Below are 21,088 nucleotides of genomic sequence, written 5' to 3'. Positions count from 1 at the left end.
TACTACTAATTCGTAAGTCGTGCCTGATGTTACTGACGAGAGCATTTGCATCGGCAAGTCCTCACCGACATCGATGATAGACCTTATACCCGACCGCTTACGTCAAGATCGCTCGATTACTCCGCATGTCCTGATTCGGGTCAATTGTAATTTTGCCGCCATTCACTTGAGGAGGATCAAATAATATTACGTAGAGCGGGTCGCGACATTACGTACAAACGATCGTGGGGGGCGGTGCGGAGACACCGGACGATCGGCTCACAGGGGGAGCAGATGAGCGGACGGATCGGCCTGTTGATTGTGTCGCCGAATGAGATCGAAGGCGAGGGACTTCGTCGGCTGCTCGGGGGTGAGCGGTTCGACGTCATCGGGGTGGCACGCAGTTGCGCGGCAGCGTGCGATGCCCCCGTCCCGGATCTGGTGCTGTTGCGCGCACCGCCCGGCGAGGCGACGGGGATGTGCCGCGACGCGCGCGCGCGCTGGCCGCAGGTTCGCCTCGCGGTGATGGCGCGCGCGTGCGAGAGCGCCGCGGTCGCCCAGGCGATCCGAGCGGGGGCGGACGGCTATCTCAGCATCGAGACCTCGGTTGCCGGACTGACCGAGATGCTCAAGCTGATCGTACTCGGCGAGAAGCTGGTGCCGTCGCAGGTCGTCAACGAGCTCGCCTCGCTGCGGCTCGAGACCGGCGCGGCCGAGCCCGAGATCGACCTGGGTGACGTCAACGTGTCCGAGCGCGAGCTCGAGATCCTGCAGGGGCTCATCCAGGGCGAGCCCAACAAGGTGATCTCGCGGCGGCTCTCGATCACCGAGGCGACCGTCAAGGTCCACGTCAAGTCGATCCTGCGCAAGCTGCACGTGCTCAACCGCACGCAGGCGGCGGTCTGGGCGCTCAGTCGCGGGCTGGCGCAGCCGAACGAGGGCGCGGTGTCGCCGCGCGTCGCCGCGGCGGCCGAGCCGCACGGGCGCGAGCGCGCAGCGTCGCACGAGATGCAGCTCTAAGCAGCCGAAGGGGGCTCCGATGCTCGAACTCAGCACGCCCAACGCGGCGCCAGCGGTGGTGCGGCATGGCGACATCGACCCGGGTGAGCAGGGCTGGGCCGACGCCCGCTCGGCGCACCCGGGGACACGGTCGGGCTATCTCAACCTCGCCTCGATCGTGCGCATCCTCTATCGGCGCGCGGCGCTGATCGCGCTGGTGGTGCTGCTCGGCGTCGCCGCGGCGCTCTTCGTCGTGCTGCGCACCACGCCGGTGTACAGCGCCACCGCGACGATCATCGTCAAGCCCGACGACGCCAATACCACCGGCGCCGCGCTGCCCACCGCGATCGTCAGCCCGAGCCAGGAAACCGCGATCGAGACCAAGGTCGAGCTGCTGCAGTCGCGCAATCTCGCGCGCGAGGTCGCCGCCACGCTGCGCCTCGGCGACGACCCCGAGTTCGCGCCGCCGCGCGACGCCCGGCCTGGCCTGGTCGACCGCGTGCTCGGCTGGATCAACCCGCCGACGGTCACCGCCGCGGTCACGCCGCAGGCGGTCGAGCGCGCACGCAACGAGGCGGTGGTCGACCGCCTGATCGAGCGGCTCGACGTCAGCCGCGTCGCGCGCTCGAGCATGATCAACATCACCGCCTCGTCCGCCGACCCGCGCAAGGCGGCGCTGATCGCCAACCGCGTTGCCGACACCTACATCCGATCGCATCTGGCGGAGTCGACCGACTCGCGCGTCGCCACGATCGACGATCTCAGTGCGCGGCTGGCGCAGTCGCGCGATGCCGTGGTCGCGGCCGACCGCGCGGTCGCCACCTTCCGCCGGTCGCACGGCCTGCTCGTGTCGCAGCCCGAGGTGGGCGCGGCGGCGAGCGCGTCGCAGCTCGCCGGGCTCGTCGGCCAGACCCGCGCCGACGGCATCGCCGAGGCGCGTCGTGCGCAGGCAGGCGACTCGGCCAGCTCGCCGCTGCTCGCCGGCCTGCGCGAGCAGGAGGCGACGCTGGCACGGCGGCAGAGCGAGCTGACGGGCTTCTACGGCCCTGGCTATCCCGAGGTGGCCAAGGTCAACGCCGAGATCGCTGCACTGCGCACGCGCATCGATCAGGAGAGCGCGCGCATCCGCACCGATCTCAGCGCACAGGCAGGGGCGAGCCAGGCGCGCGCCGCGGCGATGGCGGCGAGCGCCTCGGGGATCCGCGGCGCCGCGCTGGCGCAGGGCGCCGCCGCGGTGCAGCTGCGCGAGCTCGAACGCCGCGCCGAGACCGCCAACGCGCTCTACAGCTCGGTCGCGGCGCTGCTCAACGGCAAGCTCAGCCTCGACCCGCAGACCAAGGCCGACATCGCGGTGGTGTCGCGCGCGCCGATCCCGGACACGCCGAGCTCACCGCTGCCCAAGCAGGCGCTCGGCATCGCGCTGCTCGCCTCGGTCGCGCTCGGCGCCGTGCTGGCGCTGGTGGTCGAGATGATGGACATCAAGCTGCGCACCGCCGAGCAGGTCGAGCGCTTGCTCGGCGTGCGGACGCTGGCGATGGTGCCCGACACACGGCTGGAGGACGATTCGGGCGCAGCGAGCCACGAGCTGGTCAACCGGCGGCCGCGCTCGCGCTTTGCCGAGTCGATGCGCAACCTGCTGATCGAGCTGGAGGGGCGCCGCACCAGCCCATCGCACGTGGTGGTGATCACCTCGCCGCTCGAGGCCGAGGGCAAGAACACGATCGCGAAGAGCCTGGCCGCGACCGCGACGCGCGTCGACCAGCGCGTGGTGGTGGTCGACTTCGACCTGCGCCGTCCCGAACTCGCGCTCGGCAGTGCCGCGCCGGGCGAGGCGCCGCAGACCGGCGTGGTGGCGTATCTCGCCGGCGACGCCTCGTTCGACCAGCTCAGTGTGTCGCACGACGGCCAGCCGTTCGCGTCGCTCGGGGCGGGGCAGGCGCCGATCGATCCCGGCGCGCTGCTGAGCTCGCCGCGGCTGCCACGGCTGATCGCGCAGCTGCGCGAGCATTACAGCCTCGTGATCCTCAACGCCCCGCCGATCCTGCCGGTGCGCGACGCCAAGATGCTCGCCGACGTGGCGGACTCGACATTGCTGGTGCTGCGCTGGGGCAAGACCGATCCCGAAGCGGCGCGGGTCGCGGTGCAGGTGTTCGGCCGCTCGATCACCGGCGCGGTGATCAACATGGTCGACGTCGCCGCGCACGCGGGACGGCGCTACGGCGACATGATCCACCATGTCGCGCGCTCGTCGAGCTATTATGATCGTGCGATGCCGCGACGCGGCTGGCGCCGCGTGAGCGGCGGCGCGCGCCGCCTCGCGGCCAACGCGGCGACCTCGCTGCATCTGAACTGAGCGGAGCGGCGCGGGGGTGAGCGGGCTTTCGCGCGGGAGCCTCCGCGGCGCGTCGACCTGACGCCATCGTCCGGTCGCCTTCGCGAAGGGGGCGTCAGGCTCGGACATTCTGTCCAAGCCGGCCGGGGTGGAAGCCCTGTGATCCGGTCAAGCGTAATCATGCGCCGGCGCACGCCGGAGTCGATGGCGCTATCGGTCGGTGCGCGTGGCGTCGGGCTGCTGCATGCGGAGGAGGGCGGCGATCCCGCCGTCGCGCTTCGTGCGCTCGCAGAGGATCTCACCCCCGTCGTTCCGGCCTTGCGCCGGATCCATGCTCCCGCAACAGCGACAACCGGCGCGTCGGTGGCACCATGAGCCCGGCGCCACGCCGGACGACGAGGCTCCGGGCAGGAGCGCCTCGACGACGAACGTAGCCGGCTCGCGGCGGGAGCTCCACCCGCCCCGGCCACTCAGGCGACTGCCGCCGCGCGGCGCGGCAGGCGGCGGAGCGCTAGCGTCAGCCCGGCCAGCCACACCGTGCCGAACAACACGTGCGCGATGTTGGCGCCCATCGCGCCGATCCACAGCACCAGGAACGGAGCGGTGAGATAGAAGGTCGCGGTCGCCGCGCCGACGACCCGCAGCACCGCCGACTGCGCGCCCTTGGCGAGCAGCGCCGCACGGCTCGCGGCGCCACTGATCGTCAGCGACACGGCCACGATCTGCACCGTCAGCAGCGGCGCCGCGGCGGCGAAGCCCGGCCCGGCGGCGAGCCGTAGCAGCGTCGGCGCGAGCAGCAGCGCGCCGAGGAAGCAGGCGCCCCCGAACGCCGCCAGAATCGCCTCGGTTTGCCACAGCACACGATTGAACTGGCGCTGCTCGCCCGCCGCGGCGAGCCGGCTGAGATCGGGGTAGACCACCGACTCGACCTGGCTGCCGACCTGCTGGACGACCCGGCTGATCCGCTTGGCGATGTGGAACAGGCCGGCCGAGACCGGGTCGGCGAGCCAGCCGACCAGCAACGTATCGACCTGCTGCGCGCTGGCCCACAGGCTGAGCGACAGGTTCGAGCCGAGCGCGAAGCGCCACAGTCCCGGGAAGCGCTCGCGCAGGCCGGACAGCGAGGCGCGCCACAGCCGGTGTCGCCCCGTCCGCCGCAGCACTCCCCACGCCACCGCGAAGTTGGTGAGCGAGCCGAGCGCCTGCGTCACTGCCCAGATCAGCACGAAGCTGGCCAGCCCGGCGCCGGCGCCATAAGCGGCGGCGACGCAGGCGAGCCGCACCAGCGCGTTGACCACCTGCACGCGCGCGACCAGCCGGAACTGGCCGGTCAGGCGGAAGATCGCGGTGCTGATCCCGTTCAGGTTGAACAGTAGCGACACCATGTACGCCAGCGCGAGCAGCATCGTGCTCGCGTCGAGGTGGAACAGCAGCCGGCCCGCCAGCACCAGCAGGCTCGCCACCGCCCAGGCCAGCGCGCCCCCGGCCAGGTCGAGCAGCAGGCCGAACTTGAGCAGGCTGCGATAGTCGCGCTCATGCTCGGGCCCGTCGAGCGCGGCGCCGTAGCGGATCAGCGGCTGCCACGACTGGAAGCTCAGCAGCCGCTCGCACGCCTGGCCGAGCGTCAGCACCAGTGCGAGCACGCCATAGCCCGCAGGCCCGAGCGCGCGCGCGGCGAGACCGACGGTGAGAAGCGTGATCGCCACCGTCGCCGCGGTGCCGGTGAGCAGGTGACCGACCGCGCGCACCCGCCGCTCGCCCAGCAGCGCGCGCCACCGCGCCGGTGTGAGCGCCCGTCTCGCCGCCGTCCGCAACCGCTCGCCGTTCACGCCAGATCCCCCCTTCTTGTGCGCCCTTTCTAGCGCAAGCGGGCGGTCGCGGCGGCGACCCGCGGGCGTAATCCCGAATCGCCGCGCGATCGCCGCGGCGGCTGCGCTAGAATTGCGACCAACCCGGGGGATTCAACATGCCGATGACCGCAGCGCGATTCTTCGCGGCCGATCCGAAGGAGATCTGGCCCGCGCAGGAGGACAGCTTCTTCAACGAGCTGCGCACCAGCAACGCGACCTACAAGACGACCGCGCACGATCGCTTCGCCGATCTCGACGCCGCCTGCGTGGCGCTGCTGCGCCAGTCGGCGCGTCCGATCCGCGAGGTTCTCGACGTCGGCGTCTCGTCGGGCACGACCACGCTGGCGCTCTACGACCGGCTGCGCGAGGCGGGGATCGACGCGCGCGTGACCGGGACCGATCGCTCGGTCAGCGGCCATCTCGTCCGCGTGCTGCCCGGCGTGCGCACGCTGCTCGACGACGGCGGAGCGCCCATCCAGCACGACCTGTTCGGCCTGCCGGTACGCCCGTGGTTCCGCCGTGCCGACCGCTATACCGGCATGCGCGGCGTCCGCAGCGCGCTCAACGCGACGCTGGGCGCGCGCGCGCGCCGGCTCGTGGCGTCCGGGGCGTCGGGGGCGAGCCCCGTACGGTTGGTCAGCCCGCGGCTGGCCGAGCGCCCGCGGGTGACGATCGAGTGCAACGACATCTTCGCGCCGACCGTGGCCTATCACCGCCGCTTCGACCTGGTGCGCGTCGCCAACCTGCTCCACCCCGGCTATTTCAGCGTCGAGCAACTGCGCCTCGGCATCGCCCACACGGTGAGCTACCTGTCCGGCCCCGGCGCGTGGCTGCTGCTCGCGCGCACGCTGAAGCGGCGCCACGTCGCGACGTTGTTCCGCGTCTCCGACGACGGCGCGCGGCTCGAGATCGCCGACCGTTTCAACGGCGGCGCCGAGGCCGAGTGGCTCGCGCTGGAGGCGCCGCTGCCGACCTGGTGTGCGTGAGTGGCGACGGTCTGTTTCCCGTTCGTCGGTGACCTGATCGGCGGCAGCCACGTCTCCGCGGCGGGGCTGATCCGCCGGCTTGACCGCGCCCGCTACACGCCGCTCGTGCTGCTGCAGCACCCCGAGGGCGCGATGGCGCGCTTCTTCGCCGAGGCTGGGATCGCGACCGAGCCCGCCCCGCTGTCACCCGAGCTGGCGCACGGCCGCGCCGTCTCGCCCGTCGGCGCCGCGCGGCTGGTCGCGACTTCGCTGCGCCTGCGCGACTATCTGCGCGCGCGCCGGATCGGTATCGTCCACAGCAACGACGGGCGCAGCCACGCCACCTGGGGACTGGCCGCCAAGCTCGCGCGCGCGCGGCTGCTGTGGCACCACCGCGGCGCGCCCGACGCGATGGGGCTACGCGTCGTGGCGCCGCTGCTCGCCGACCGGGTGGTGTCGGTCTCGTCCTTCTCGGCGCCGCGGCCGGGGCGATACTCCGCCGCGACGCGCACGCGCGTGATCCGCAGCCCGTTCGATCACGACATGCATCACGATCGCGCCGCGGCACGCGCCGCACTGGCAGCGCTGGTGCCGCCCGGCGGGGGGAGCCGCTACGTCGCCTATGCCGGAGTGATGATCGAGCGGAAGCGCCCGCTGCTGTTCGTCGACGCGATCGCGGCGCTGCACGCGCGCCACCCCGAACTCGACGTCGCCGGCGTGATGTTCGGCGAGGCGCTCGACGGTATGGGCGAGCAGGTGCGCGCGCGGGCGGCAGCGTCGGGTGTCGCTGAGCGGGTCCACCTGCTCGGTCACCGCACCCCCGGCGGTTACTGGCTGGCGGCGAGCGACGTGCTGATGGTGCCCGCGGTCGACGAGCCGTTCGGCCGCACCCTGGTGGAGGCGATGCTGGTCGGCACGCCGGTGGTCGCGACCCGCTCCGGCGGCAACGTCGAGGCGATCGTGCACGAGCGCACCGGGCTGCTGGTGCCCGCCGAGGATGCAGACGTGCTCGCCAACGGCTGCGCACGCCTCCTCTGTGACGCCGCGCTGACGGCACGGATCGCGCGCGACGCCGGGGCGGACGCGCGCGCGCGGTTCGGCGAGCAGGCGCACGCGGACGCGATCATGGCGCTCTACGACGAGATGCTCGCCGTCGGCGCCAGGTAGAGCGTGCCGCTGCCGTAGCGGTCGCGCAGCCACGGCAGCACCACCGCGCGGTAATTGCGCGACCGCGCGAACGAGGCGAGCGGATCGTCCAGCTTGCCCTCGAACCCGACCAGCACCGCCGCGGGCGGCGACGCCGCGAGCAGCGCGTCGATCGTGGTCGGCGATACCCAATGAGCGTAGTGTCGGCGCTGGCGCAGCGGCACATAGTCGCCGACGCGGTAGACGAGCGGCCCGGTGGCCAGCGCCGCCGGCACCGTCAGCCCGCCCTCGACTGCGTAGAGCGGCGCCAGCGTCGCGACCGTGCCGGCGCGGCGCTCGACCCGCAGCAGCGCGGCGAGGCGCTGTCCCTGGTCGTGCGTGATCGTGCCGGTCCAGCGCGCGCTGCGCACCGCGTCGGGCCAGCCTAGCGCCAGCCGCGGCGCCGACAGCAGCAGCGCACTCAGCAGCAGCAGCAGTGCGGCGGCGCGCGCGCGGCCCTGCAGGCGCGCCACCAGCGACACGGCCAGCACGATCGCGAACGGCACCGGCGGGGCGTAATATTGCGGGAAGGCGGGGCTCGGTACGAAAGAGACGAGCACGCCGCCGAGCAGCAGCGCGACGATCAGCCGGTGCGGCCAGCGCATCCGCGCCGCGCCGTAATCGCGCAGCCGCCACGACGCGACCGCCGCCAGCGCCAGCGCGGCGGCGACGAGCCCGGCGGGCGAGATCAGCCACACCTTGGCGGCGAGCACGAGCTTGCCCGGCAGATCGAGGACCTTGGCGCCGTCGAGGTCGGCGTTGGCGCTCCAGTAAGCGACGTGGGGGCCGCTGTGATAGCCGAGCACGTGGGTGACGAAGCCGCTCGGATCGCTTAACAGATAGGCGAGCGGCGGCAGCGCGCCGACGATCCCGCCCGCGACGAAGGGCAGGGTCACGCCGCGCCGTCGCGTCGCGGGCGACAGTCGCGCGGGGGCAAGCAGCGCCGCGAACGCGAACGGCGGCAGCGCGAACACGTAATTGGCCTTGAAGCCCGCCGCGATGCCGAGGCACAGGCCACTCGCCGCGACCAGCAGCGGGGCGGGAGTGTCGCGATCGGCCCCGTCGATCAGCAGATAGGTCGCCATCAGCACGAAGGCGAGCGGCAGGAAGTTGTTGGTCACCAGCATTCCGGCCGGGCCGAGCAGCAGCGGGTGGGTCAGCAGCAGCAGCGCGGCGAGCGCGCCGAGCGGCCAGGAACGGGTGAGCCGCCGCACCAGCAGCAGCATCGCCGCGACCGCCACCAGCCAGCCGGCGAAGATCGTCAGCCGCCCGGCGAGCAGCACCTGCTCCGCGCCGGTGACGCGCAACACCGCCTGCATCAGCAGCGGCAGGTTGGGCAGGTTGTTGAAGCCATAATCGTCGTAGAGCCGCCCGTGTGCCAGCATGGTGGCGATCGGCAGGTACATCTGCTCGTCGTGGCGCAGCTGATAGGTCATCAGCCGGCCGAACAGTCCAACCAGCGCCAGCGCGAGCGCGATCAGGGCGGCGGGCAGCGCGCGCGACCGTGCCGTCCCGCCCGCGCGCGCCGGTACTATCGCCGCAGCCACACTCGCCATTGTCCGCCCCCCTTCCAGCCTCATCGGCCACGTCGCCCGCGCTCGCCGTCTACCCCGCCGCCGCGGCGGGAGCGCCGGCCGCGCGCCAGCCGTCCCGCACGCGCGATCGAGGCTGCCGAGTCCGGCCCGGCCTGACGGGAGAGCGATCGTGGCGACCACGTATCTATCCAATGCCGCCGCGGAACAAAGCGCGCGGGCGAAGCGGGCGCGCGATCATTGGGGGTAGCCGCGGCCGATCGCATTAGCCCGGTTGCGCTGCACGCTACCCGCCTGACCGTGCGACTTCGCCGGCGCGATCCCGCATCCTCGCCCGGGCCGAAGGTTCGGGGGCAGCGGATGGACGACGTGACGACTCTGGCGCTGACAGAGGGGCGGGGTGATGCGCCGGCATCGTGCCGGCCGCTCGTCGTCGATCTCGATCACAGCCTGGTGCGCACGGACACGCTGCACGAGTGCCTGGTGACGCTGGCGTTCCGTTATCCGCGGCGCATGCCGGTGGTGGTGGGCGCGCTCGCGCAGGGGCGCGCAGCGTTCAAGCGCGCGGCGATGCTCCAGGCCGGGCTCGACTGCGAGGCGCTGCCGCTCGACGCGGCGGTGGTAGAGGCAATCGCGCAGCGGCGGGCCGCGGGTGGCGCGGTGCATCTCGTCACCGCCGCGGACCAGCTCATCGCCGACGGGGTCGCCAGCGCCACCAACCTGTTCGACAGCGCGACCGGGAGCGACGGCGCCGACAACCTGAAGGCGGACGCCAAGGCGGAGGCGCTGGCGCGTCGCTTCCCCGACGGCTTCGACTATGTCGGCGACAGCGTCGCGGACGTGCCGGTGTGGCGCCGCGCCGCGGGCGTGCTGCTCGCCGGCGAGCGACCCCGCGTGGCCCGGCTGCTGGCGCGCGAGGGGATCGCACCCAAGGTGCTGCCGCGCCGCACGGCCCGCGCGCGCGACTGGGTCAAGGCGCTGCGGCTGCATCAGTGGAGCAAGAACCTGCTCGTGCTCGCGCCGATCGTGCTGAGCCACGAGTTCCTCGCGCCGGCGCTGCTGCTCCAGGCGCTTGCTGCCTTTGTGCTGTTCGGCGTCGTCGCCTCGGCGACCTATCTGATCAACGACCTGGCGGATCTCTCCGCCGACCGCCGCCACCCGAGCAAGCGCTATCGCGCGCTCGCCGCGGGGCTGATCCCGCTCGCCATCGCGGCGCCGCTCGCCGCCGCGCTGCTGAGCGCCGGGCTGATCGGCGGCTGGCTGCTCACCCCGGCCTTCGGGGCGACGCTGTCCTGCTACGCCGCCCTGACGCTGCTCTACTCGTTTCGGCTCAAGCGCGAGCCGCTGGTCGACGTCGCCGCGATCGCCGCGCTGTTTACCTTGCGCGTGGTCGCCGGCATGGTGGTGATCGGCCACCCGGTCTCGCTGTGGCTGGCGACCTTCACCGCCACCTTGTTCCTCTCGCTCGCGCTGGCGAAGCGCTCGGCCGAGCTGGTCCAGGCGGCGCGCAGCGGCCGCCCGGTGCACGGCCGCGGCTATCTGCCGGGCGACGAGCCGCTGACGCTCGCGCTCGGCGTCGCCGCCGGCGTGGTGTCGGTGCTGGTGATGGTGATGTACATGTCGGTCGACGCGATGCCGAGCGGGCTCTACGCGTTCGACGGCGCGCTGTACGTCATCCCGGCGGTGCTCTGCCTGTGGGTCATGCGCGTGTGGCTGCTGGCGCACCGCGGCGCGCTCGACGACGATCCGGTGATCTTCGCGCTGCGCGATCGGGTGAGCTGGTGGCACGCCGGCGCGGTGGCGGGGCTGTGGCTGGTCGCGGTCGGGGGGCGCTTCGCGTGACGTTGGCGCTGTTTGCCCTGATCGTCGTCAGCGTCTCGCTCAACGCGCTCGCCCAGGTGGCGCTGCGCAAAGCGATGACCTTTCGCGTGCTGCCAGCGCTGTCCGAGCCGCTCGCACTCGGCACCAGCCTGGTCGTCAACCCGTGGCTGTGGGCCGGCATGGCCTGCTATGCGGCGAGCATCGGCCTGTGGCTGGTGGTGCTGAGCCGGACGCAGGTGAGCGTCGCCTATCCGATGCTGTCGATGGGCTATGTGCTCGCCGCGGTGCTCGGCGTGCTGTTCCTCAGCGAGACCGTCGGGCCGGCACGCGCCGCCGGGATCGCGCTGATCTGCCTCGGCGTGCTCGTCGTGGGGAAGACCGCGTGACCCGCCGCCACGTCATCACCGGCGGTGCCGGCTTCCTCGGCGAGCGGCTCGCCGCCGCGCTGACGGCGCGCGGCGAGCGCGTCACCGTGTTCGACCAGGTCGCGCCGCGCACCGCGGTGGGCGAGGTGGTGCTCGGCGACGTCGCGTCGGCCGACGACCTCGCGCGGCTGCGGCTCGGCCGCGACGACGTCGTCCATCATCTCGCCGCGCGCCAGTTTCACGGCGCGGTGCCGCGGCACGACCGCGACGGCTGGTTCGCCGCGGTCAACGTCGCGGGCACGCGCGCGCTGCTGGGGGCCATGCGCGCCGGCGGGGCGCACCAGCTGCTCTTCGTGTCGACCGACATGACCTATGGCGTGCCGGTCCATACGCCGGTGCCGCCGTCGCACCAGCAGGTGCCGATCGGACCCTATGGCCGCAGCAAGGTAGACGCGGAGCATTTGATCGCGGCGGCGGCGAACGAGTTCGGTCTGCGCGCTACCGTGTTCCGCCCGCGGCTGATCGCGGGGGCGGGGCGGCTGGGCATTCTCGCCAAGCTGTTCCGGCTGATCGCGCTGGGGCTACCGGTGCCGATGATCGGCAGTGGGCGCAATCGCTACCAGATGATCGCGGTGGAGGATTGCGTCGCCGCGCTGATCCGCGCCGCCGACCGCGGGCTGCCGCCGGGGCCGTTCAATCTCGGCTCGAGCGGGCCGCCGACGGTGCGCGAGCTGCTGCGCTCCCTGATCGCGCGCGCGGGTTCGCGCTCGGTCGTGCTGCCGACCCCGGCGAGGCTGGTGCAGCGCACGCTGGCGACGATGGACCGGGCCGGTGTCCCGCTGCTCTACCCCGAGCAGTTCGCGATCGCCGACGCGGATTACGTGCTCGACACCGCCGCGACCCGCGCTGCGCTCGATTGGTCGCCGAGCCGCCGTGATGCCGACATCCTGTTCGACGCCTATCGTCACTTCCGCTCGCAGTCCGCGCGCGCGCACGACGCTCCGGCGGTGTCGCTCGCCGCGCCCAGCCGCGGCGTCAGCTAGGAGTGCGCGCGTGAGGTCGGCGTCGGTCGTGGGGAAGGGAGCGCGCGGCGAGCATGTCGTCGCGGCGCACGGGCTGCGCGGGCTCGCCTCGGCGATGGTGGTGTTCGCGCACATCATCGGCGGCCCGGCCCGCCACGTCTACGCCGACAACGCGACCTATGTCGCGCTCACCCGCGCGCCCTGGCATCTCGCCACCTTCGGGGTCATGCTGTTCTTCGTCATCAGCGGCTTCGTCATCCTGCCGAGCGCGCTGCGCTACGCGCCGGGCGAGTTCGCGCTGCGTCGCGGGCTGCGGCTGTACCCGCTGTTCGCGGTACTGTCGGTGCTATTCGTCGCGCTCAATGCGGTGACGAACGCCTATCCCAAGATCAACACGCCGCTGGCGGTCGTCGCGGGCTTCACCTTCACCAACCTCTTCACCGGCACCGACCAGCTCACCCCCAATGCGTGGAGCCTGAGCTACGAGGTGATGTTCTACGCGCTCACCTGCGCGGTGGTGACCTTGGCGGTGAAGCGGCGCGACCGGCTGACCGGGACGCTGGCGGTGGCGGCGGCGCTGGCCTTCGTGCTGGCCTTCCCGATCGCGCTCTATTTCGTCGCCGGCGTTGCGATCCGGCTGCTGCGCTGGCGCTATCCCGACGGCAGCCGCGCGACGCGCTGGGTCGAGCTGCTCGCCTTCGCCGGCATGACCGCGCTGGCGAGCCACGCGCATTACGAATATTGGTGGCGCGATTTCCGCGACCCCGTGGTGGTGCCGCTGATCCTCTTGACCGCGACTTATTTCTACTGCGCGGTGGCGCCGGAGAGCTGGACCGAACGACTGCTCGGCAACCGCGTCTTCGCCTATCTCGGCACGATCAGCTACAGCCTGTACCTGGTCCACCCCTATATCTATCTCGCGCTGCGCAAGCTGTTCGTGCGCCACGGCCTGTTCACCGACGATTGGCTCCTTTCGATGCTGCCCTTCGCGCTGCTGGTCGCGGGCGGGTCGCTGGTGGCGAGCCATGTCGTCCATCTCTGGCTCGAACGCTGGCCGTACGAGCGCTTCTTCCGCCAGCGTATCTACCGCGCCGACCGGATCGCGCGTGGTGATCCGGCGACCGACGCCACCATGACAGCGCAGCGCGCGTGACCGCCGCCGCGCTCCCGATGCCGCGGTTGCGGGCCGTGACGGCCGCCGAGGTGCCGCGGCCGATCATCCTGGCGGTGGCGCTGTCCTCCTATCTGTCGTGGCGGCCCTCGCTCGATATCATGTTCACGCTGAGCGATCTGCTGTTCCTGCTGGGGCTTGGCCTGCTCGCCTCGCGCCACCGCCTGCCGCTGCAGCCGTTCGGCGCGCTGCAGCCGGCGTGGCTGATGTCGTTCACGATGATGATGGCGGGGCTGCTTGTCGCCTCGCTCGGCGCGCGCGATCCGTCGCGCTGGCTGATCGTGGCGATGCAATATGCCTTCGCCTGGGCGGTGCTGCCGTTCGCGATCGCCGGCCACGGCCGCGCTTATGCGACCACGCTGGCGCGCGCGCTGGTGGCAGGCATGGTGGCGATGGAGGGGTTCGGCATCCTCATCTACGTCAGCTTCCAGGCCTCGTTCGAGGTCGCACGCAAGGTGCTGGGCCTCGACTTCCTTTCTGGCAATCGCCGGCTCGGCGTTTTCGCCACCGACGCCAACTGGAACGGTGCCGCTATCGCGATGACCTTGCCCTTCGTCCTGTTCCTGTGGCGCGCCGGGCGGCTGCGTACCGCGGCGATGCTGGTGGCTTTCGCGGTGCTGCTGATCGCGCTGCTGCTGACCGCCTCCTTCACCGCTTTCTCCAGCGCCGCGATCGGGCTGGCGATCTTCGGCGTGATCGCGGGCATCCGGCTGCCGCGCTGGGTGGTGGGCGGACTGTTCGCGGCTGCGCTGGTGGTGAGCCAGACCGGGCTGATGCTGCCCGAGACCTTCAACAAGCGCGTCGCCGGCGCGATCGAGAGCGGCGACATCAGCGAGGCCGGCACCTTCACCGGCCGCGTCGCGCTGATCGACGATGCCTGGTCGATGATCGCGCAGCATCCGTTCGGCGGCGTCGGCGTCGACCAGCATCGCGTGGTCAGCAAGCTGAAGGCGCCGGTACATAACATGTACCTTCTGGTGTGGGTCGAGGGCGGGCTGGTCGCGCTGCTCGGTTGGTTCGGCATGCTGGTGGTGCTGGTGATGGTGGCGCTGTCGACGCTGCGGCGCGAGCGCGACGTCGCCGGGCTGGTGCTGGCGGTGCTGGTGACCTTCCTGATCTTCTCCGCCGCCAGCCCGCATATGTACGCGCGGCTCTGGTCGGTGCCGGTGATCCTGTCGCTGGCGATGGCACATGGCGGTGCGGTGCGGCCGACGCCACGCGTGCTGGGCGCGCTGGTTTCGCGCCGCGTCGAGGCGTGAGATGACGCGGATGCGCGTCCTGCTCGTCGCCGCACTGCTGCTGCTCGGCGCGCTGCTGCTGCCCGCTGTCGAGAGCGGGGTCGCGGTGCCGGCGGCGGCGGAGGAGAGCTTCCCGGTCGACTGCGATACCAGTGACGCGCCCCACACGCTGCCCGCCTTCCCGGGCGCGCAGGGCTTCGGCCGCTACGCGCGCGGCGGACGCGGCGGGCGCGTGTTCGCGGTGACGACGCTCGCGGACTCTGGCCCGGGCTCGCTGCGCGACTGCGCCGAGGCGAGCGGGGCGCGTACCTGCGTGTTCCGCGTCAGCGGCACGATCGTGCTGCGCGACTGGATCAAGGTGACCCAACCGTTCCTCACCATCGCCGGGCAGACCTCGCCGGGCGGGATCGCGCTGCGCAACGGTGCCTCGGGCAATGCGCCGATGCTGGTGCGCACGCACGACGTGGTGCTGCGCCACTTCCGCCTGCGCCCGGGCGCTTCCCCGCGTTCGTCGGACAACGTCGACACGATCCAGATCAGCGGGGGCGCGCACGACGTGATCCTCGACCACCTCTCGACCTCCTGGCCGACCGACGAGGGGATCAACATCGTCGGCGCGGGGCATGACACCGGTCGCTGCGGCCAGACCCGCAACGTCACGGTGCAATGGTCGATCCTGGCCGAGGGGTTGAACCGCGCCAACCGCGGCCCGCACAGCCGCGGCACCTATTTCGGCTATGGCGCGCGCGCGGTGACGTTCCACCACAATCTTATCGCCAGCAACGTTCGCCGCAACCCGCTCGTCAACCTGCGCGGGCAGTTCGACATGATCGACAACGTGATCTTCAACTCGGCGCGCTACAACGCCGAGCTGTACACGCGCTTTGGCGACCTCGACGTCAACGCGATCGGCAACAGCGCGATCATGGGCCCCTCGTCCGAGGCGACGACGCAGCTCTACCTGCTCAACTACTTCCGCGACTATCCGGCGCAATTCCGGATCCACCTGCGCGGCAACCTCGACGTCCACCGTCCCGAGGACCGCGGTGACGAGCGGCTGGTGCTCGAGCCCGGTGACCGGCGCTACGTCTCGGCGGCGCCGATCGGCACGCTTTCGATGGCGGCAAGCGAGATCGACGACGCCGGCACCGCCTACCGCCGCGTCGTCGCCGCGGTGGGGGCGACTCGGCCGCGGCGTGACGCTGCCGACGCGCGCGTCGTCGCCGGCCTGGTCGCATGTCGCGGCGCGGTGCTCGACGACCCGGCGCAGGTCGGTGGCTGGCCGGTGCTGAGCGGCGGCGCCGCGCCGACCGACCGCGACGGCGACGGCATCGCGGACGAGTGGGAGGTCGCGCACGGCCGGTCGCCGTCCAACCCGAACGATCGCAACATGCTCGGCGGCGACGGCTATACCAAGCTGGAAGCCTATCTCTCCAATCTCGCGGGGGATCGCGCGACCGTCATGGTGCAGCCGTCGCTGGTGCCGCACCCCGCCTGCGGCCGCGCGATCGCGGACCCGGGGCCGCTGCCGTCGATTGCTCTCAGCGCGGATCCGGCACAGGTCGCAGCGGGCGGCGCGGTGACGCTACGGTGGAGCGGCGAGAACATCCGCTCATGCAAGCTCGACGGCGCCGCGGCCGCCGAGACGGGTGCGCGCGTCGTGAGGGTCAAGGCGACGCGCGCCTATGAGATCGACTGTATCGGCCGCTACGGCGGCGACGCGATCGATTCGGTGCTGGTCACGGTGCGGTAGCGGCCGTTCGTCGCAACACTCCGCCCTACCGCTGCAAAGCCCTCATCCTCCCGTCACCCAGGACTTGTTCCGGGGTCCACCCTGCCGCGAGCTTAACCTCCGGCGAGAGCGCGGGACGGTGGATCCCGGAACAAGTCCGTGATGACGGGGGAACTACGCGCGGACGTCTCGGCGGTCAGCTGAGATCCATGAACGCCGCCTGATGACGTCGAAGGGCTACCTCTTCCGAGTGGCCGCGCTCACCGATGCCCCACTACCGGCCGTCCCGCTGCGGACCTAGCTTCCCGTTGCCGGTCACGCTGCGGCGGACGGCGCTTTTCGGGGGAGGGGCGTATGGCGAACGGCGCGTTCACGAGCGCGGGCAGCGAGTTCCGTGTCAACCCGACATGGACGGGGGTGCAGACCGACCTGTCTTTCGCCGCGCTGGCGGACGGCGGCTTCGTGGCGATCTGGACCGACTCGGGCGGCAGCGGCGGCGACTCGTCGGGTACCAGCGTGAAGGCGCAGCGCTTCGATTCGACTGGCGTCGCGGTCGGGGCCGAGTTCCTGATCAACAGCGCCACCGGCAACAACCAGGATCGCGCCAGCGTCACCGCGCTCAAGACCGGCGGGTTCGTCGTGACGTGGAGCGACGCCAGCGGGCTCGGCGGTGACGCCGACCGCGGCTCGGTCAAGGCGCAGATCTACGACGCCGCCGGCGCGCGCGTCGGCGGCGAGTTCCTCGCCAACACCACGACGGTCGCGGGTCAGTCGGACTCGACCATCACCGCACTCGCGGGCGGCAATTTCATCGTCAGCTGGGTCGATGCCAGCGCGACCGCGCCCGACGCCAAGGGCAGCGGCGTGCGCGCGCAGATGTTCTCCTCCACCGGCACCAAGATCGGCGGCGAGTTCCTGGTCAACAACACCATCACCGGCAGCCAGGTCGCACCGGCGCTCGCCGGGCTGGCCTCGGGCGGCTTCGTCTCGACCTGGATCGACTATAGCGGGCTGGGCGGCGACTCGAGCGGCACCTCGATCAAGGCGCAGCTCTTCTCCAGCACCGGCGCCAAGCTGGGCGGCGAGCTGCTCGTCAACAGCACGACGCTGGGCGCGCAGGACCAGCCGGTGATCACCGCGCTCGCCGGCGGTGGCTTCGCGATCGTGTGGCGCGACAGCAGCGGAACGGGCGATACCAGTGCCTCGGGGCTGCGCGGCCAGATCTACGATGCCGCCGGGGCGAGGACGGGGGGCGAATTCCGCGTTAACACCACGACCTTCAACGCGCAGGACCAGCCAAGCATCGCGGCCACCGCCGACGGCGGCTTCGCGGTGAGCTGGCGCGACAACAGCAACATCGCCGCGGACGCCAGCGGCTTTGGCATCAAGACTCAGCTGTTCGACTCGCTCGGCCAAAAAATGGGCGGCGAGTTCCAGGCGAACGAGGTGGTGAGCGGCAATCAGGAGATGCCCGCGGTGACGGTGCTCGCCTCGGGCGCGCTGCTGGTCGGCTGGACCGACTACAGCACCGCCTCGGGCGACGTCGACGGCGGGCTCAAGGCACGGCTGTTCGCGCCGACGACGCCGGCGATCACCGACATCGAGGTGTCGCGCAACGCGCTCTCCGAGACCGAGGTGGAGAACAGCATCGTCGCCGTCTTCTCGGGCGTGGGCGCACTCAACGCGAGCTACAGCTACCGCCTCGTGGACGATTCGACCGGCGGCGCGTTCGCGATCGAGGGCAACAAGCTGATCGTCGAGGACAGCCTCGCGCTCGACTATGAGACCAACCCGGTCGTGTCGATTACGGTGCGCGCCACCGACACGTTCGGCGACACGTTCGACAAGACCTTCACCTTCGGGCTGACCGACGCGGTCCACGAATATCGCTACTCGGGCGCGCCCGAGGTGCTGGCCAACACCAACATCGCGGCGAGCCAGCTCGCTCCCGCGGTGGCGACCTTGGCCGACGGTCGCTCGGTGATCGTCTGGACCGACGGCAGCGGCGTCGGCGGCGACTCGAGCTCGTTCGGGATCAAGGCGCAGCTCATCGCCGCGGACGGCAGCAAGATCGGCGGCGAGTTCCGCGTCAACGCCCAGACGTTGAACGCGCAGGATGCGCCCGCGGTGACCGCGCTCGCCTCGGGCGGCTTCGCGGTGACCTGGAGCGACGCCAACGCGGGCAGCGACGGCTCTTCCAGCTCGGTCAAGGCGCAGCTGTTCGACGCCAGCGGCGCGGCGGTGGGCGGCGAGCTGCTGGTCAACACCGCCGCGCTCAACGCGCAGAAGGCGCCGGTGATCGCCGCGCTGGCGAACGGCGGCTTCGTCGTGTCCTGGACCGACGCGAGCCTGCAAGGCGGCGATGCCAGCGCCACCAGCGTCAAGGCGCAGGTGTACGATGCCGCGGGCAACCGTGCCGGCGGCGAACTGCTCGTCAATACCGCCACCGGCGGCGCGCAGGATTCGTCCGCGGTCACCGGGTTGCAGGGCGGCGGCTTCGTCGTGACGTGGCGCGACGGCAGCCTGCAGGGCGGCGACGCCAGCAAGGACGCGGTGAAGGCGCAGCTGTTCGGCAGCGACGGCAGCAGGATCGGCGGCGAGTTCCTGGTCAACACCGAGACGGCGGGCTCGCAGCAGGCGCCCGTGGTGGCGGCGCTGTCGACCGGTGGCTTCGCGATCGCCTGGGCCGACAACAGCGCGCGCGGCGGCGACGCCGATTACTTCGGCATCCGCTTCCAGCTGTACGATGCCGCCGGCGGTCGGGTTGGCGGTGAGACGCTGGCCAACACGACGACGCTCGCGGGTCAGCTCGCGCCGTCCATCAGCGCGCTCGCCGGCGGCAATTTCGTGATCAGCTGGGCGGACTATAGCGGCGTCGGCGCCGAGGGCGGCACCGCCGGGATCAAGGCGCAGGTGTTCGCCAGCGACGGCGCCGCGGTGGGCGGCGAGTTCCTGGTCAACCATCAGACGCTCGGGAGCCAGGTCGACCCGGCGATCACCGGCACCGGTGACGGCGGGTTCCTGGTGAGCTGGACCGATTATGGCGGGCAGGGCGGCGACGATCAGGCGACCGGGGTCAAAAATCGGCTGTTCGATCCGCTCGCCTCGCAGGGGACGCCGCCGGTGTTGATCGCGCGCGCCGACACGGTCGCCGCGACCGAGGACCAGGCGACGGTCATCACCGCCGCGGCGCTGCTGGCGAACGACACCAACCGCAACGGCGCGTCCTTCGCGCTGACCGGGGTGGCGGCGCTGTCGGGCGGCACCGCCACGATAAACGCCGACGGCAACGTCGTCTTCACGCCTCTGGCCAATTTCGCCGGCACCGCGCTGCTGACCTACACGATCGCCGACAGCGCGGGTGAGACCGCGATCGGGCGGGTCAACGTCCAGGTCGCCAACGTCAACGACGCGCCGGTGGCGGTGGCGGACCCGCTCTCGATCGACGAGGGCGTGACGAGCATCGCCGCGGCCGCGCTGCTCGCCAACGACCGCGACATCGATCCCGGCGACACGCTGCGACTCGCCTCGGTCGCAGGCACCACCGCCAATGGTCTGGCGCTGACGCTCGCGGGCACGACGATCCAGGTGGCGACGCCAGTGAGCTACCAGGCGCTGCGCGCGGGCGAGACGGTGGTGGATCGGTTCGCCTATACCGTCGCCGATCGAGCGGGGGCGACCTCCACCGCCTCGGTTACGCTCACCTTCGTCGGCGCCAACGACGCCCCCTCGGCGCTGACGCTCGATCGCACCCGCGTCGACGAGAATGCTGCGACGGGCACGGTCGTCGGCACGCTCAGCGGCTATGACGTCGATCACGACGAGACGCTGCGTTACCGTCTGCTCGACGACGCCGGCGGGCGCTTCGCGGTCGATGCGACGACCGGCGCGGTAACGGTCGCGAACGGCGCGCTGCTCGATTATGAAACCGCCACCTCGCACCTGATCCAGACGCGCGTCACCGATGCCGCGGGCGCGACCTTCGACGCCAGCTTCACGATCTCGCTCCACAACCTGCCCGAGCCGAAAAGCTACACCGGCAGCAACAGCGCCAACACCTTCATCGCGCCGACCAACGACCTGTGGACGATCCGCGGGCTCGGCGGGAACGACGTGCTGACCGGCAACGCCAGCTCGGACGTGCTGTACGGCGACGCCAACAACGACATATTGGACGGCGCCGGCGGCGCCGACCTGCTGTACGGCGGGGTCGGATCCGACACCTTTTACGTCGACGACGTGGGCGATCGCGTGATCGAATATTATGGCGAGGGTACCGACCTGGTCTACACCAGCGTCGACTTCACGCTGGAGGCCAATGTCGAGCAGCTTACCATGCTGGGCAGCGCCAACCTCAGCGCCACCGGCAACGACTTCGCCAATACGATGACGGGCAACGCGGGCGACAATGTCATCCGCGGCGGGCTCGGGGGCGACCTGCTGATCGGCATGGACGGCAGCGATATCCTCTATGGCGAGGCCGGCGGCGACTATCTCCAGGGTGGGGCGGGAGCGGACACGCTCGTCGGCGGCGCCGGAAGCGACGAGTTGATCGGCGGCGCGGGGGCGGACCGCTTCGTGTTCGACTATCTCGGGGCCGCGAACGAGCGCGACACGATCAAGGACTTCATGGCGGGCGAGGACAGACTGGTGCTTGCGGGCGCGGTCTTCACCGCCTTCGCCGGGCGCACCGGCGCGATCGCGGTGTCCGAGCTGGCGATCGGCGGCGCGGCGACCACCGCCGACCAGCATCTCGTCTACAACCAGACCACCGGCGCGCTCTACTATGACGCGGACGGCGCCGGCGGGGCGGCGATGGTGCAGGTCGCGCTGCTGTCGACCAAGCCAGTGCTGGGAGTGACCGATTTCCACATCATCTGAGCCGCGCTCGATCGTC

The 21,088-nt window shown here is 71.4% G+C and carries 13 protein-coding genes; 11 read left to right on the top strand and 2 right to left on the bottom strand.

The annotated features are described in order from the left end of the window. Positions 1-273: 273 nt before the first annotated feature. Both ACMGDM_RS00905 and ACMGDM_RS00900 read left to right on the top strand, forming a co-directional pair. Positions 274-999, top strand: coding sequence for a LuxR C-terminal-related transcriptional regulator (locus ACMGDM_RS00905; RefSeq protein ID WP_436802257.1), 726 nt, complete (start codon positions 274-276; stop codon positions 997-999). A gap of 19 nt (positions 1,000-1,018) precedes the next feature. Beyond that, positions 1,019-3,331 carry a GumC family protein gene (locus tag ACMGDM_RS00900; protein ID WP_436802256.1) on the top strand — a complete coding sequence of 771 codons (2,313 nt, stop codon included), beginning with the start codon at positions 1,019-1,021 and terminating at the stop codon, positions 3,329-3,331. A gap of 449 nt (positions 3,332-3,780) precedes the next feature. Here ACMGDM_RS00900 and ACMGDM_RS00895 read toward each other — a convergent pair whose 3' ends face one another. Further along, positions 3,781-5,139: a lipopolysaccharide biosynthesis protein gene (locus ACMGDM_RS00895; protein WP_436802255.1), complete on the bottom strand. Its 1,359-nt coding sequence runs from the start codon at positions 5,137-5,139 to the stop codon at positions 3,781-3,783. 143 nt (positions 5,140-5,282) lie between these two features. Between ACMGDM_RS00895 and ACMGDM_RS00890 the strand changes: the two genes are divergently transcribed. Together ACMGDM_RS00890 and ACMGDM_RS00885 are read left to right on the top strand one after the other, a co-directional pair. Continuing rightward, positions 5,283-6,146 (top strand): hypothetical protein, encoded by an 864-nt coding sequence (locus tag ACMGDM_RS00890; protein WP_436802254.1) that lies wholly within the window; start codon positions 5,283-5,285, stop codon positions 6,144-6,146. Then, a complete protein-coding gene (locus tag ACMGDM_RS00885) occupies positions 6,147-7,292 on the top strand; it encodes a glycosyltransferase family 4 protein (RefSeq protein ID WP_436802253.1) in 1,146 nt (381 codons plus the stop codon). Here the strand turns inward: ACMGDM_RS00885 and ACMGDM_RS00880 are convergent. Further along, positions 7,259-8,866 carry a glycosyltransferase family 39 protein gene (locus tag ACMGDM_RS00880; RefSeq protein ID WP_436802252.1) on the bottom strand — a complete coding sequence of 536 codons (1,608 nt, stop codon included), beginning with the start codon at positions 8,864-8,866 and terminating at the stop codon, positions 7,259-7,261. The genes ACMGDM_RS00885 and ACMGDM_RS00880 overlap by 34 nt on opposite strands. A gap of 336 nt (positions 8,867-9,202) precedes the next feature. Between ACMGDM_RS00880 and ACMGDM_RS00875 the strand changes: the two genes are divergently transcribed. The 7 genes from ACMGDM_RS00875 to ACMGDM_RS00845 all read left to right on the top strand — a co-directional run bounded on the left by ACMGDM_RS00875 (position 9,203) and on the right by ACMGDM_RS00845 (position 21,072). Next, positions 9,203-10,684 carry a UbiA family prenyltransferase gene (locus ACMGDM_RS00875; protein WP_436802251.1) on the top strand — a complete coding sequence of 494 codons (1,482 nt, stop codon included), beginning with the start codon at positions 9,203-9,205 and terminating at the stop codon, positions 10,682-10,684. Then, the gene (locus ACMGDM_RS00870) at positions 10,681-11,049 is read left to right on the top strand and encodes a DMT family transporter (protein WP_436802250.1); all 369 of its coding nucleotides are present in this window, start codon (positions 10,681-10,683) and stop codon (positions 11,047-11,049) included. Before ACMGDM_RS00875 ends, ACMGDM_RS00870 begins: the two co-directional genes overlap by 4 nt. After that, positions 11,046-12,071, top strand: coding sequence for an NAD-dependent epimerase/dehydratase family protein (locus ACMGDM_RS00865; RefSeq protein ID WP_436802249.1), 1,026 nt, complete (start codon positions 11,046-11,048; stop codon positions 12,069-12,071). Before ACMGDM_RS00870 ends, ACMGDM_RS00865 begins: the two co-directional genes overlap by 4 nt. 10 nt (positions 12,072-12,081) lie before the next feature. After that, the gene (locus ACMGDM_RS00860; protein WP_436802248.1) at positions 12,082-13,203 is read left to right on the top strand and encodes an acyltransferase family protein; all 1,122 of its coding nucleotides are present in this window, start codon (positions 12,082-12,084) and stop codon (positions 13,201-13,203) included. Beyond that, on the top strand, positions 13,200-14,480 hold the full coding sequence (locus ACMGDM_RS00855; RefSeq protein ID WP_436802247.1) for an O-antigen ligase family protein: 1,281 nt from the start codon (positions 13,200-13,202) through the stop codon (positions 14,478-14,480). Before ACMGDM_RS00860 ends, ACMGDM_RS00855 begins: the two co-directional genes overlap by 4 nt. A 1-nt stretch (position 14,481) precedes the next feature. After that, positions 14,482-16,212, top strand: coding sequence for a hypothetical protein (locus tag ACMGDM_RS00850; protein ID WP_436802246.1), 1,731 nt, complete (start codon positions 14,482-14,484; stop codon positions 16,210-16,212). 333 nt (positions 16,213-16,545) lie between these two features. Further along, positions 16,546-21,072, top strand: coding sequence for a tandem-95 repeat protein (locus ACMGDM_RS00845; RefSeq protein WP_436802245.1), 4,527 nt, complete (start codon positions 16,546-16,548; stop codon positions 21,070-21,072). Positions 21,073-21,088 lie beyond the last annotated feature (16 nt).

Origin of the sequence: Sphingomonas larreae (genome assembly GCF_051400595.1) — a bacterium.
Taxonomy (GTDB): Bacteria; Pseudomonadota; Alphaproteobacteria; order Sphingomonadales; family Sphingomonadaceae; genus Sphingomonas.
This window is presented reverse-complemented; position numbering and strand designations above follow the sequence as displayed.